Annotated in this window: 8 protein-coding genes; 7 read left to right on the top strand and 1 reads right to left on the bottom strand. The window is 47.6% G+C overall.

Annotation, left to right across the window (positions count from 1 at the left end):
- Positions 1–760: 760 nt before the first annotated feature.
- The 3 genes from RCH83_RS14600 to RCH83_RS14590 all read left to right on the top strand — a co-directional run bounded on the left by RCH83_RS14600 (position 761) and on the right by RCH83_RS14590 (position 5,221).
- Positions 761–2,125, top strand: a complete 1,365-nt coding sequence (locus tag RCH83_RS14600) for an MATE family efflux transporter (protein ID WP_306523397.1) — start codon at positions 761–763, stop codon at positions 2,123–2,125.
- 81 nt (positions 2,126–2,206) lie between these two features.
- Complete coding sequence (gene uvrB / locus RCH83_RS14595) at positions 2,207–4,210, top strand: excinuclease ABC subunit UvrB (RefSeq protein ID WP_306523395.1); 2,004 nt, start codon at positions 2,207–2,209, stop codon at positions 4,208–4,210.
- 207 nt (positions 4,211–4,417) lie between these two features.
- The gene (locus RCH83_RS14590) at positions 4,418–5,221 is read left to right on the top strand and encodes a putative porin (RefSeq protein ID WP_306523393.1); all 804 of its coding nucleotides are present in this window, start codon (positions 4,418–4,420) and stop codon (positions 5,219–5,221) included.
- A 362-nt stretch (positions 5,222–5,583) separates the two neighbouring features.
- On the opposite strand, the gene RCH83_RS14585 is transcribed toward RCH83_RS14590, so the two are convergent.
- Complete coding sequence (locus RCH83_RS14585) at positions 5,584–6,483, bottom strand: LysR family transcriptional regulator (protein WP_306523391.1); 900 nt, start codon at positions 6,481–6,483, stop codon at positions 5,584–5,586.
- Between the two features lie 106 nt (positions 6,484–6,589).
- Between RCH83_RS14585 and RCH83_RS14580 the strand changes: the two genes are divergently transcribed.
- The 4 genes from RCH83_RS14580 to RCH83_RS14565 all read left to right on the top strand — a co-directional run bounded on the left by RCH83_RS14580 (position 6,590) and on the right by RCH83_RS14565 (position 13,570).
- Positions 6,590–7,675, top strand: a complete 1,086-nt coding sequence (locus tag RCH83_RS14580) for an efflux RND transporter periplasmic adaptor subunit (RefSeq protein WP_306523389.1) — start codon at positions 6,590–6,592, stop codon at positions 7,673–7,675.
- 3 nt (positions 7,676–7,678) lie between these two features.
- Entirely contained in the window at positions 7,679–10,747 is a 3,069-nt protein-coding gene (locus RCH83_RS14575) for an efflux RND transporter permease subunit (protein ID WP_306523387.1), read from the top strand.
- A gap of 295 nt (positions 10,748–11,042) precedes the next feature.
- Positions 11,043–11,801: an ABC transporter substrate-binding protein gene (locus RCH83_RS14570; RefSeq protein WP_306523385.1), complete on the top strand. Its 759-nt coding sequence runs from the start codon at positions 11,043–11,045 to the stop codon at positions 11,799–11,801.
- Positions 11,798–13,570, top strand: coding sequence for a M14 family metallopeptidase (locus RCH83_RS14565; protein ID WP_306523383.1), 1,773 nt, complete (start codon positions 11,798–11,800; stop codon positions 13,568–13,570). The genes RCH83_RS14570 and RCH83_RS14565 overlap by 4 nt, the downstream gene beginning before the upstream one ends.
- Positions 13,571–13,673 lie beyond the last annotated feature (103 nt).

Below are 13,673 nucleotides of genomic sequence, written 5' to 3'. Positions count from 1 at the left end.
AGGTTGGACTCGAACCAACGACCTACGGATTAACAGTCCGCCGCTCTAACCGGCTGAGCTACTGAGGAACTGTGTCTGCAACGGGGCGCCATACTAATGCGCTGATTCGAGGCTGTCAACAGTTAAACCCGCACAAATCTTTGATTCTGATTCACTTGCCGATTGTTTAGCCAAAGTGTCGAAAAAGTAACAAATGAAGGCTGTTTTTGCCATTTTTGGGCGGATCCAAAAGTGCATTATTGTCGATCTGGCTACAACGTATAGCTGGTAAGGGCTAGCGCATTTTACTCACAGAATCTGTGGATATCTTTGTGGATGACAGGTGCCACTCCTGTGTGAAGCCAGCAAAAATGCGGCTTAGCGCCAGATCAATATCTAAAATGAAAAATATTTTCTCATTTAAAAACAATTAGTTATGAAAAGTTGTTTTCGTCGCAGCACAAATTACACACAGCATTGGCTGGATATTGCGGCAATATGGCAATTGTGAACTGTTTTTGTGCGATAGCCGTCTAAAATGCACGCTTATTCTGCTTTGTTCCGGGATCTATGCCACTTTGTGACAGGGATCTTTGGCTGCGCTGTGCATAACTACAGGCCTTAAAAGACAGCTCCCAATAAGGCGGATTTTATGTTCTGAAGGCGCAACAACGGCAACAGTGCTCAGACAAAGGGTGTTACATATAAAAGTTGTTGCTGTTGATGGAGCTCACTGCAACTTTTCACTACAATAGCGCACCCTTGCCTCAAGACTCAGCTTATGAGCAATACTGCTTCAAAAAAAATGGATATGACTCAGGGTGATATTCAAAGCACTTTAACCCGGATGACGGTGCCCATGCTGTTTGGCATGATCACCTTAATGTCGTTTAACCTGGTCGACACCTTTTTTATCAGTATGCTCGGCACCAAAGAGCTGGCGGCAGTCAGTTTTACTTTTCCTGTTACTTTTACCGTAATTAGTCTGGCCATAGGTTTAAGTATCGGCACTTCAGCTTTAATAGCCAAAGCGCATGGCAGCGGCGACAGTTCAGCGGCAAAAGCGGATGGTCTGGCGGCGCTCTGGTTGTCTGCTTATCTGGTGGCGGCTTTGTCACTGGCGGGTTATTTGCTGATGGACCCGCTGTTTCGGCTACTTGGTGCCAAAGAAGATACCTTGCCTTTTATTCACGACTATATGAGCTGGTGGTTTTTTGGCGCTGTGTTTTTAATTACACCCATGATAGGCAACGCCGTGCTGCGTGCTGCCGGTGACACTAAAACGCCCAGTTTAATGATGGCCTGTTCGGGTTTAGTCAATGCAGTGCTTGATCCCATTCTTATTTTTGGTTGGGGACCAGTGCCTGCTATGGGAGTGGAAGGTGCATCTATTGCCAGTTTGATTTCCTGGCTGGTGAGTTTTAGTCTGATTTTATACCTGATTATTTATCGCAGGGGCCTGATCAATAGTGGGCATCAGCCGTTTTTTGAATTTTTGACTATTAGTAAACGAATTTTGCATATAGGCCTGCCGGCAGCAGGCGCTAATATGCTGACACCTTTGGCTATGGCTATCTTAACAGCAGTGATGGCAAGTTACGGTGCCCATGCGGTGGCGGCTTATGGTGTAGGTGCCCGCATTGAAAGTATTGCCAGTTTAGTAGTGCTGGCACTTTCCATGACCTTGCCGCCTTTTGTCAGTCAGAATCTGGGGGCTGGTAAACTGGAGCGGGTCAAAACCGGTTACCGGCTTTGTATCCGTTTTGTTATCGCCTGGCAGTTTGCCGTGTATCTGCTGTTGGCTGTTGCTGCCTGGTGGATAGCACTCTGGTTTTCTGACGACCCAGAAGTGATATCACTTATCCGCAGTTTTATCTGGATTTTGCCTTTGGGTTATGGTTTGCAGGGCATTGTGATTCTAACCAATTCATCTTTTAACGCTTTGCATTTACCAATGCGCGCCCTTGGCCTTAGTGTGGTGCGGCTTTTTGTGTTTTATGTGCCTATGGCCTGGCTGGGTGGCAAGCTGTTTGGTGTGCTTGGTGTCTATAGTGGTGCTTTGCTCGCCAATATAATTATTGCCGCTATTGCTTTTAGCTGGTTTAAAAGCACTTTGGCAACATTGCAAAGAGCTGAAACTTTGTAAGCACAATAGCCGTATTAAAAGCGGTATTGTGGTGTTTAATCAGGTTGAGCTGGCGCTTCGGCACACAAACAGGGAAGGCTTATGTCACGCGATTTTGAATTAAATTCTGTTTATCAGCCCTCAGGTGACCAACCTACAGCCATAGCAGCTTTGGTGGATGGCCTGCAGGCCGGTCTGGCACACCAGACTTTATTAGGTGTTACCGGCTCTGGTAAAACTTTCACTATGGCCAATGTGATAGCACAGCTGAACAGGCCCACGCTGATTATGGCGCACAATAAAACGCTGGCAGCGCAACTGTATGGTGAGATGAAAGAGTTTTTCCCGCACAATTCGGTCGAATATTTTGTTTCTTATTACGATTATTACCAGCCGGAAGCTTATGTGCCGGCCAGCGATACCTTTATAGAAAAAGACGCTTCGATTAACGAACATATCGAACAGATGCGTCTTTCTGCCACCAAAGCGCTGATGGAGCGCCGTGATGTGGTGATCATCGCGTCTGTTTCGGCTATTTATGGTTTGGGCGACCCCGAATCTTATATGAAGATGCTGTTGCATCTGAAAGTAGGGGATATTGTTGACCAGCGTTTTATTTTACGGCGTTTAGCCGAGCTGCAATATCAGCGCAATGATATGGCTTTTGAACGTGCTACTTACAGAGTGCGTGGTGATGTTATTGATATTTTCCCGGCCGAATCGGATGAGCTGGCGGTACGGCTTGAGCTTTTTGATGAAGAAATTGAACGTATCAGTCTGTTTGACCCTTTAACAGGGGCTGTGGAAAAAGTGGTAACCCGCTACACCATTTACCCTAAAACCCATTATGTGACACCCAGAGAAAAAATCCTCGAAGCAGTAGAGCGTATTAAAGTAGAGCTCGCAGCAAGGCGTGCGCAGCTATTAGCAGAAAATAAGCTGATAGAAGAGCAGCGTATTGGTCAGCGCACTTTGTTTGATTTAGAAATGATGGTGGAGCTGGGATATTGCTCCGGCATTGAAAACTACTCAAGGTATTTGTCTGGCCGTGCTGAAGGCGAACCACCACCAACTTTGCTGGATTATTTCCCCGCTGATGGTTTGATGTTTATTGACGAATCCCATGTCACTATTTCACAAATTGGCGCCATGTATAAAGGTGACCGTTCCCGTAAAGAAAATCTGGTGAATTACGGTTTTCGCCTGCCATCCGCTTTGGACAACAGGCCGCTGAAATTTGATGAATTTGAAGCTATAGCACCACAACGTATTTATGTGTCGGCAACACCAGCAGCTTATGAGCTGGAAAAGTCAGCCGGTGAAGTGGTGGAGCAGGTGGTGCGGCCCACAGGCCTGATTGACCCTGTGATTGAAATCCGCCCTGTGGCAACACAAGTGGATGATTTGTTATCAGAAGCTTATCGCTGCGCCAAATTGGGTGAGCGTATTCTGGTGACCACTTTAACCAAAAAAATGGCAGAAGATTTAACCGATTACCTGAATGAGCACAATGTAAAGGTGCGGTATTTACATTCGGATATCGACACAGTCGAGCGGGTGGAAATTATCCGCGATTTACGCTTGGGGGTATTTGATGTGCTGGTCGGCATTAACCTGCTGCGTGAAGGTCTGGATATTCCTGAGGTATCTTTGGTGGCTATTCTGGATGCTGACAAAGAAGGTTTTTTACGTTCAGAGCGTTCGCTGATTCAGACCATAGGCCGCGCGGCGCGTAACGTCAAAGGTAAAGCTATTTTGTATGCCGACCGCATCACGGGTTCCATGCAAAAAGCCATAGATGAAACCGACAGACGCCGCGCCAAACAGGTGGCTTACAACGAACAGCATGGCATTACGCCCACCCAGATTTCGAAAAAGATCGGTGATGTGATGGATTTGGGTCAGGATGCTAAAAATAACGAACCACAACAAAAAGTGGCTGAACATTTAAAACTGATTAAAGGTAAAACACCTTATCAGGTGCAAGCCGACATTAAAAAATTGGAAACCCAGATGCTGCAACACGCGAAAAATCTGGAGTTCGAGCAGGCGGCCTTGCTGCGCGATCAGGTTCATGCGTTAAAAGCGGCATTACTGGAGATTTAAGCAGATTTATTTTAGATTAATCGTATATTCAGCTGTTTTTATAAAAAGATAAATGCAAGACTTAATTTGTAAGTTAGTGAATTTTAATTGTAATAAATTATATTTTGCATTTATCTGCTTTTTATAGAAAAAATTTGTTCTATTCAGTTTTAATTAATTTTTCTTTTGGTAATCTTGCCCCGGTTATCTACAGCCGGAGGGCATTTTATGAAATCTTACCTTTTCCCAGTTCTTGTTCCTGCTTTGTTATCTGTGGCGTCCGTTACTGCTGTTGCCGGTTCTTATCAGTCTCAGACTGATGTGAACTATGGTTGGGCTGATATTGAAGGTGCCGATTTATCGGCATGGAACCTGAAGCAGCGTTTTTATTTAGCACCGGTACAAACTGAAGGTTCAGTGCCTTTAGCCGAAGCTGCTTTTATGCAACGTCAGGCCAGTGTGCATGGCACTTTCAGCCGTGAAAGTCTTGAATATGGTGGTTTTAAAGCCCACAACAACAGCTGGTCTGTCGGTGGTGAATATATGGACAGCCGCCACGACTTTTATGCGTCGTTAGACTGGCGTTTTGTCAACAACAGTAAAGCTTATGAAGCTGTGACCAAACTTGGTTTTTTTGTACAAAATGACTGGTTAGTGACTGGTGATATTTATCACGTGAAAGATTTTGATGGCAGCACTTATCTGGAATACGGTGCCAGCACCAAAAAATTGCTGGATTTAGATACCGGTGACTTTATTGCTTTAACAGGTGGCATGCGCAATTTTAACCACTCAACCTGGACAGCCTATAACGTGGGTGCTGACTACTATTTTGGTAAAAACCTGTCGGTCGGTTTAGGTTATGAATGGGATTCCAAAGGTGTATTCCAGACTGAAGCTGATGCTTATGAAGTACGCAGTCAGTGGTTTGCTTTGCCCAATCTGGCGTTAAACGCGGCATTAAAACGTGTTGAGTATCTGGACGAAGAAGACGAAACTTTGTACGAAGTTGGCGCCAGCTACCGTTTTTAAGCTGAATTTGGCAATGGCGCTCTGAGGGGAGTGTTGTTGCCTGCTACAACTGATGTTTTTTGTGACTTGTAGTTAAGTTCCTTGCTGATTGCCCTGCTATTGCAGGGCTTTTTTATGTATAGGGCGACAGTGGGATCTCAGCACGTCAAACTGTTGGCGTGCTGCCGCCGTTGCGCCTTCCGCTCTGCGGGAGGCCGGACTAAGGTACAGGGCAATGCAGGAGCAATTGCCGGTGATGTACAGGGCGACAGTGGGATCTCAGCACGCCAAACTGTTGGCGTGCTGCCGCCGTTGCGCCTTCCGCTCTGCGGGAGGCCGGACGAAGGTACAGGGCAATGCAGCACCTGGCTTTATGTACCGGTTTAGGTACTCACCAGCTGTTGTGTTGTCCATTGTTGCCATAAATAGTCGGCAACAGGGCCTGGTAACTGGTCTCTGTGTTTCACCAGATGCACTTCCCCCTGGATGGCAGAGGGCATTTCTTTGGTAAAAATGGGCAGCAGACTGCCATTTTTAAGTTCAGCTGCAACCTGATGCCGGGCCAGCATGCCCCAGCCTAAATCTGCCAGTAGCGCCTGTTTCATACTCAGGCTGTTATTAATTTTCAGCCTTTGGCTGCTTTGTAATGGCAACAGTTTGCCACTGTCAAAATCCAGTGCATTGGAATCGGCCACCAGTTGTGGCAGCGCATGCAGTTGTTGAATGCTGGTGAGCGGAGCCTCGAGCCTTGCTAATAACCTTGGGCTTGCCACACATAAAATATCAAACTGACCAATAGCCACAGGTTCAAATTGTCCCAGACTGATAAAAACCGGGAACCAGGGACTGATCGCCAGATCGGTTTGTTGATGTTTTAATTTTTCCAGTGCCTGCAAACGGTAATCAAAGCTAATGGACAGTTCAGTGTGCGGAAACAGTTGTTGTGCCTGCAAAATCGCCGGCATTAAAGGTGCTGCTTCAACAGCTTCATCAAAAGAAATCCGCAGGCTGGCTTCAGCACCCCGGCTTAAATGTTTGGCCAGTGATTTCAGTTGCGCCTGTTGATGGAGTAGTTGCTCTGCTTGCTGGTAAAAACGCAAACCAGCCGGTGTCAGCTTTAAGCGGTAGTGACTGCGGTCAACTATAGTAAAGCCGCATTGCTGCTCCAGCTTTTTCAGCGCCATGCTGAGTGCAGGCTGGGTTTTATGCAGCTTAAGCGCAGCTTGTTGCAGGCTGTCACTTTGGCTGATGGCTTCCAGAATATGCAGACTGGCGATGTTCATAAGTAAATCTTATATAGATATGCAGAAAATATAAATTTAATCGGATTGTGCTGGCTTGTATAGTGCCAGCCTGAATTTGTCTGAGGCATTGATGGAGCAACTGGGGATGGGCAAAAAATTAAAAATAACGGTCTTTTTATTGGCATTGCCGTTATTAGGTTGCCAGAAGGCGCCGGAACAACAAAATGCCGTCGTGATAAGGCCAGTGAAATTACATCAGGTCATTGACAACCAGAGTCAGGCGATCCGGCAATTCCCTGCATTAGTCGAACCTACTGAAAATGCCAGATTAACCTTCAGAGTCAGCGGTAAACTGACAGAGCTGAAGGTGCGTCCCGGCCAGCAGGTTAACAAAGGTGAATTATTGGCCAGACTGGATGCCACCGATTTTAAACTGAAAGTAGAGCAGGCGCAGGCCCGTTATCAGTTATCAAAAGCACAGTTTGACCGTGCCAATAGCTTAATTGGCCAAAAGCTGGTGTCGCAGGCCATGTTTGACGAAGCCAAAGCCCAGTTGCAAGTGGCTGATGCTGATTTAAAAACCAGTCAAACCAACTTAAGTTACACCGAAATGCTGGCGCCTTTTAGCGGCACAGTGTCGCGCTCTCTGGTGGAAAATCACGAAAACGTGCAGGCACAACAAGCTGTGCTGGAGTTGCAGCTGCGCGATATGGTGGATGTGGTGATTCAGGTGCCGGAAGATGTGATAGCGCTGGTGAAAAAGGAAGTCGCTTATCAGCCGGATGTGGTGTTTGATTCTTATCCGGACCACAAATACAAAGCCAGTATTAAAGAATGGGATACCAGAGCCGACCCAGCCACTAATAGTTTTAAAGTGGTATTCAGTATGGCAACTCCCAAAGAATTTAATGTGTTATCGGGCATGACCGCCAATGTGATTGCCGATTTAAGTCAGTTTACCCGTCAGCCGGATGCGGTATTGCAGGTGCCAGCCACTGCGGTGTTTGCTGCCAATGACAAGGCGCTTGACAGCAAACAGCGTTTTGTTTGGGTGTATCAGCCCACCACACAACAAGTGGAGCGCCGTGCCGTGACTACTGGCAAGTTAACCTCTGAAGGTATTGAAATTCATGCCGGTTTGGCGGTTGGTGAACAAGTGGTGACAGCAGGCACCCAGCAACTGCAACAAGGGCAACAAGTTCGGCCATGGCAGCGTGAGCGGGGTCTGTAACAGATGGATGCAGCTCGTTATTTTATTAAAAACACCACGTCTTCCTGGCTGGTGGCACTGATTTTATTGGTTGGTGGCTGCCTGAGTTATCTGGGGCTGGGTCAGCTGGAAGATCCACAATTTACCTTAAAACAAGCCATGGTGATCACTGCTTACCCTGGCGCTTCGCCACAGCAGGTGGAAGAAGAAGTCAGTTATCCGCTGGAAAATGCCATTCAGCAGCTGCCTTATGTCGACCACGTCACTTCTATTTCCACTGCCGGCACCTCGCAAATTATGGTGGAGATGAAAGGCATTTACCGCAGTAAAGAACTGAAGCAAATCTGGGATGAACTACGGCGTAAAGTGAATGACCTGACACCCCAGTTGCCGCCAGGTGTAAAACCGCCGATGGTAAACGACGACTTTGGTGACGTGTACGGCATGTTGTATGCCATCAGTGGTGATGGTTACAGCGACGACGAGCTGCGTGATTATGTGGATATTCTGCGCCGTGAACTGGTGCTGGTGGACGGCGTTGGCAAAGTCTCTGTGGGTGGGGTGCAACAAGAACAGGTGATTGTGGAAATTTCCCGCTCCCGCCTGGCGTCTTTGGGCATACCGCCTGCGCAAATTGCTTCTTTGTTGCAAACCCAAAACGTGGTGTCTAACGCAGGGTCGCTCAGGGTTGGCCCAGACAGCGTGCGGATTTACCCCAGTGGTGAATTTCAGTCGGTCAAAGAGCTGGAGCAGCTGATTATCAGCAATCCGGCGGCCAAAGAGCTGATTTACCTTGGTGATGTGGCCAAAGTGTACAGAGCCAGTCAGGAAGTGCCTTCCCACATAGTGCGTTTTGACGGCAAAGCGGCTTTGACACTGGGCGTTTCGTTCAGCAGCGGCGTGAATGTGGTGGATGTGGGTAAGGCAGTCGCAGCGCGTCTGGCCGAGCTTGAATACACCAGACCCATCGGCATGGACGTCAGCACTATTTATAACCAGCCGGCTGAAGTGGCTGTTTCTGTCGATGGTTTTATTCTGAACCTGCTGGAATCAGTCATCATCGTTATTCTGGTACTGCTGGTATTTATGGGGCTGAAAAGTGGTTTTTTAATAGGCCTGATTTTATTGCTGACCGTGCTGGGTACCTTTATTTTTATGCAGCAGATGCAAATTGAACTGCAGCGGGTGTCGCTTGGCGCATTAATTATTGCCCTTGGTATGCTGGTGGATAATGCCATAGTGGTCGTCGAAGGCATTTTAATTGGTATGCAGCGCCGTTTATCTTTGCAGGATGCAGCATCACAAATTGTCAAACAAACCCAATGGCCTTTACTCGGCGCTACTGTGATTGCTGTGACGGCTTTTGCGCCTATAGGTTTATCCAGTGACGCAACGGGTGAGTTTGCCGGTAGTTTGTTTTGGGTGTTGTTAATCAGCTTGTTATTAAGCTGGGTAACAGCCATTACGCTGACGCCATTTTTTGCCCATCTGTTGTTTAAAAAACAGCTGGCTGTGCCAGCTGAAACCAATGCTTCGCAGGAGGACGCTTTATATCGTGGTGTGATTTTTGATGTCTACCGCACTTTATTAAACTTTGTACTGCGTCAGCGCGCTGTCAGTTATGTTGTGATGTTGCTGATGCTGGTGGTTGCCATTGTCGGTTTTGGCAAAGTAAAACAAGTGTTTTTTCCGGCCTCTAACACGCCAATGTTTATGGTTGATTTATGGCAACCGGCCGGTACTGATATTCGCCAGAGTCTGGCTGACAACCAGCTGGTGTCGGCTTTTTTGCAGGCGCAACCTGAAGTCACGGCAGTCACAGCCACCATTGGCCGTGGTGCTGACCGTTTTATGTTGACCTATCAGCCGGAGAAAATTTTTCCATCCTACAGCCAGCTGATAGTGCGGGTGCAGCAAAAAGCTGATTTAGAACCTGTGATGTTACGCCTGCGCACTTTTGTCGAAGAGCAGCATCCAAGATTACAACAAAAATTAAAACGTCTTGAAGTGGGTCCTGCCACACCTGCCAAAATTGAAGCGCGTTTTAGTGGTCCTGATCCTGACGTGCTGAGGCAACTGGGTGAAGCTGCTAAAGCCATTATGCTCAAAGATGCTGGCGCTATGAATGTGCGGGATGACTGGCGTGAACGGGTGAAGGTGATAAGGCCGGTATTTAATGAAGCAGTGGCACGGCGTGCCGGCATCAGCAAACAGGATATTGATGATGTCTTGCTGACGCATGTGAATGGCAAAACAGTGGGCATTTACCGCGACGGCACCCATTTATTACCTATTGTCAGCCGGCCACCGCTCAGTGAACGCAGCAGTGTTGATGCGTTAAAAGACTTGCAGTTATATAGCCCGAAAATTGGCCGTTATATTCCAATCAGCCAGGTGGTCAGCAGTTTTGAGCTGGTGTGGGAAGATCCACAAATTATGCGCCGCGACCGCAAACGCACCCTGACGCTGATGGCTGATCACGATATTTTAAGCAACGACACTGCCGCCAATTTACTCAAAAGGATAAAACCGCAGATTGAGGCTATTCCGTTGCCTACCGGCTACAGCTTAAGTTGGGGCGGTGAGCTGGAAGCCCAGACCAAAGCGCAAAAAGCTTTGTTTGGCTCTTTACCTCTGGGTTATCTGGTGATGTTTGTGGTGACTGTGCTGCTGTTTAATTCCAGCCGCGATGCGCTGGTGATTTGGGCTTGCGTGCCGCTGGCCATTATTGGTGTCACTTTAGGTTTGCTACTGGTGGGTGTGCCTTTTGGCTTTATGGCGCTACTGGGCTTTTTAAGTTTGTCCGGCATGTTGGTGAAAAACGGCATTGTGCTGGTTGATCAAATCCGGCTGGAGCTTAGTGAAGGCAGGGCGGCTTTTGAAGCTGTGTTCCATTCTGCCGTCAGCAGAGTCAGGCCTGTGGCTATGGCTGCCATTACCACTATTCTGGGTATGATACCGCTGGTAGGTGACGACTTTTTTGCCAGTATGGCAGTGGTGATTATGTTTGGTTTAGGTTTTGCGACCATCTTAACTCTGTTGTTTTTGCCGCTGTTATATTGTTCGGTTTACCGCATCAAAACACCAAACTGAGCAACATCACAACAAGCAGCGCAGTGACATCAGGTCACCGGCTGGCACTACAGCAAAAAAGAGCCTGACATCAGGCTCTTTTTTTATGCTCAGCACAAGACAACAAAAGCCGCTCTGGTTAACAACCACAGCTTGAATGTCAGCAGAAAGATCCGGCTGGGGCAATACCACAATTTCGCCGAAAAATAACGCAACCAGCCCACGGAATCTGTTTGTTTCCCAAAGCAAGCTATACATTTGCTTGTGCTTGCCTTAGGCTGGTTGTTCTGACAGTGCTTGTGGATGCAAAGCCAAGATGACGCTTTTGTTGTTGCCCCTTCGTCGTTTTATGACCTTGTTATGTTGTTGTCCTTTATTGGCGCTGGCACAGGACCAACCGCTGACCCTGGTGGTCGATAATTACCCGCCTTATATTGATGAACTGGCAGAGCCACAAGGGGTGCTGACTCAGCTGGTCCAGCAGTCTTTTCACAGCAGTGGTGTGCAAACCACACTGCAGTTTTTGCCGTGGCAAAAGGTGCCGCTAGCTGCTGAAAAAGCCAATACCGCTTCTTTTTTATGGTTTAAAACCAATGAGCTGGAGCAGGATTGGTTATTTTCTGATGTGCTGGTCGAAGTCAAACAGCAGCTGATAGGCCGTACTGAACAAAATTTTAACCCTAAACGCTGGGACGAGCTCAGACCTTACCGGCTTGGGGTCACGGCCAACTATTTTTATGGTGTCGAATTTGACCAGATCAAAGCAGAATTAACACTGGAAACCGCAGTGTCTGACTATGCAAATCTGCAAAACTTGTTGGCGGGCAAAGTGGATTATGTACTGATGGACCCGGTTGTTGCCCATCAGCTGTTATTACAAATGCCGTCATCAACGGCGAAAGTGCGGTATCTGTCGAAACCCGTCTTGACAGCGCAGAGCGCTTATCTGGTATGTTCACGTAACTATTTGCCCTGTATTGATATTATCCGCAAATTTAATCTGGGCCTGAAAAAACAGCGTAAAGCTGGTCTTGATCAAAAATTATTTGGTATTGGAGTCGCAACTTCCCGATGAAAGCTGTTTATTTTGCTGTAATGGCCGCGCTGGCTTTGCCTGTGCTGGCGGACGATCATTTGCCTCCTTTGCCCGTCTGGCAAGGTGCGTCTGAAACCTTGATCCAGCCTGCTCACCCCTGGGTGACGCCGGCAGAGCTGACCGGGCTCACAGACAGCCCGGATTATGCCACCACTATGGCTTATCTGAAAAAACTGGTGGAAAGCTCGCCGCAGCTGCGGCTTGAAGTGATAGGTCAAAGCCCGCAAGGCCGTGACATAGTGTTGATCAAAGCCAGCAGCCAGCCTGATTTGATAGGCCGCTCCGGCCGGCCAACGCTGCTGGTGCAGGCCGGTATTCACAGTGGTGAAATTGACGGCAAAGACGCCGGCATGATGCTGCTGCGTGACATAGTGCAGGGTGACAAAGCGGCCTTGCTTGCCAATGTCGATTTGCTGTTTATTCCTATTTTGTCGGTGGACGCGCACGAAAGACGCGGCAGTTATAACCGAATGAACCAGCGTGGGCCTGTAACTCAGGGCTGGCGCAGTACAGCCCAGAATCTGAATATCAACCGCGATTATGCCAAAATTGACAGCCCTGAAGTACGCTCAGTGCTGAAGGTGATCAATCAGTATCAACCTGATTTGTATCTGGATATTCATGTTACAGATGGTGAAGATTATCAATACGACATTACTTTTGGTTTTAACGAACCTTTTGCCAGCTTAAGTCCCAATGGTGCCAGCTGGCTGGCGCAGGTGTACCGCCCGGGCATTGATAAAGCTTTAAACCGCCAGGGTCATATTCCCGGGCCTTTGGTGTTTGGCATTGACTCACAGGATTTCAGTAAAGGTTTATCCGGCTCTACTTCAACGCCCAGATTCTCCAATGGTTATGGTGACGTGCGGCATTTGCCCACTGTGCTGGTGGAAAACCATAGTTTAAAACCATACAAACAACGTGTGCTTGGCACCTATGTGATGCTGGAACAAACGCTGAAACTGCTGGATGAACAAGGCAAAGTGTTACAACTGGCAAAAAAAGCTGATGAAAACGCCAGGCCGCAACAACAGGTTTTGGCTTTTAAAGCGGCAGAGCAGCCCGAGCTTATCCAGTTTAAAGGCATCAGTTATCAGCTTGCACAAAGTGATATTCTCAAAGGTACCTATGTAAAATGGACAGGCGAACCTAAAGAATACAAAGACTTACCTGTATATTGGGAAAAGGTGCCTGCACTGGAAGTGGAAGTGCCCAAAGCTTATTGGATACCGCCACAATATCAGGACGTGATAGACAGGCTTGCGCTGCATGGCGTGCAGATGAGTAAAATCAGCAGCAACAAAACTCTGGAGCTGCAGCAGCTGGTTGCCGCTGATCCCAGGTTTGCCGAAAAACCTTTTGAAGGCCGTTTTGGTGTCAGCGCCAGTTTCCAGACCCAGTGGCAAAGTATCAGTTTGCCGGCAGGCTCGGTGCGGGTCAGTACCGATCAACCTTTAGGGGCGCTGGCTGTTGCTTTGTTACAACCTCAGGCACCAGATTCATTTTTTAGCTGGGGTTTTTTCCACGGTATGTTCGAACGTACTGAATATTTTGAAACTTATGCGTTAATTCCGTGGATTGAACAGCAGTTAAAAACCGATGCCAAACTTAAACAAGCTTTTGCAGAAGCCGAAAAAGCCGATGTACAACTGCAAAAAGACGGCCGTGCCAGACTCAACTGGTTTTATCAGCGTTCACCTTTTTATGATCAGAGTTATCTGAAATATCCGGTACTGCTGGAGCGTTAAGCCAAAGCCATTGTCCGCTCTATTTCACCTGTAAAAAAAGCCGCTTTAAAAGCGGCTTTTGTTTGTGCTTTTGCCTGTCCTTTTGTGCTGATAACGGAAACGC

The organism is Rheinheimera sp., assembly GCF_030824435.1.
Lineage (GTDB): Bacteria > Pseudomonadota > Gammaproteobacteria > Enterobacterales > Alteromonadaceae > Pararheinheimera.
The sequence above is the reverse complement of the archived record's forward strand: the minus strand, read 5'-3'. Positions and strand labels throughout refer to the sequence as shown.

Coding starts and splice junctions, on each gene's coding strand:
- RCH83_RS14600 (WP_306523397.1), top strand. CDS start 761: ATGAGCAATACTGCTTCAAAAAAAATGGATATGACTCAGGGTGATATT.
- uvrB (WP_306523395.1), top strand. CDS start 2,207: ATGTCACGCGATTTTGAATTAAATTCTGTTTATCAGCCCTCAGGTGAC.
- RCH83_RS14590 (WP_306523393.1), top strand. CDS start 4,418: ATGAAATCTTACCTTTTCCCAGTTCTTGTTCCTGCTTTGTTATCTGTG.
- RCH83_RS14585 (WP_306523391.1), bottom strand. CDS start 6,483: ATGAACATCGCCAGTCTGCATATTCTGGAAGCCATCAGCCAAAGTGAC.
- RCH83_RS14580 (WP_306523389.1), top strand. CDS start 6,590: ATGGGCAAAAAATTAAAAATAACGGTCTTTTTATTGGCATTGCCGTTA.
- RCH83_RS14575 (WP_306523387.1), top strand. CDS start 7,679: ATGGATGCAGCTCGTTATTTTATTAAAAACACCACGTCTTCCTGGCTG.
- RCH83_RS14570 (WP_306523385.1), top strand. CDS start 11,043: ATGACGCTTTTGTTGTTGCCCCTTCGTCGTTTTATGACCTTGTTATGT.
- RCH83_RS14565 (WP_306523383.1), top strand. CDS start 11,798: ATGAAAGCTGTTTATTTTGCTGTAATGGCCGCGCTGGCTTTGCCTGTG.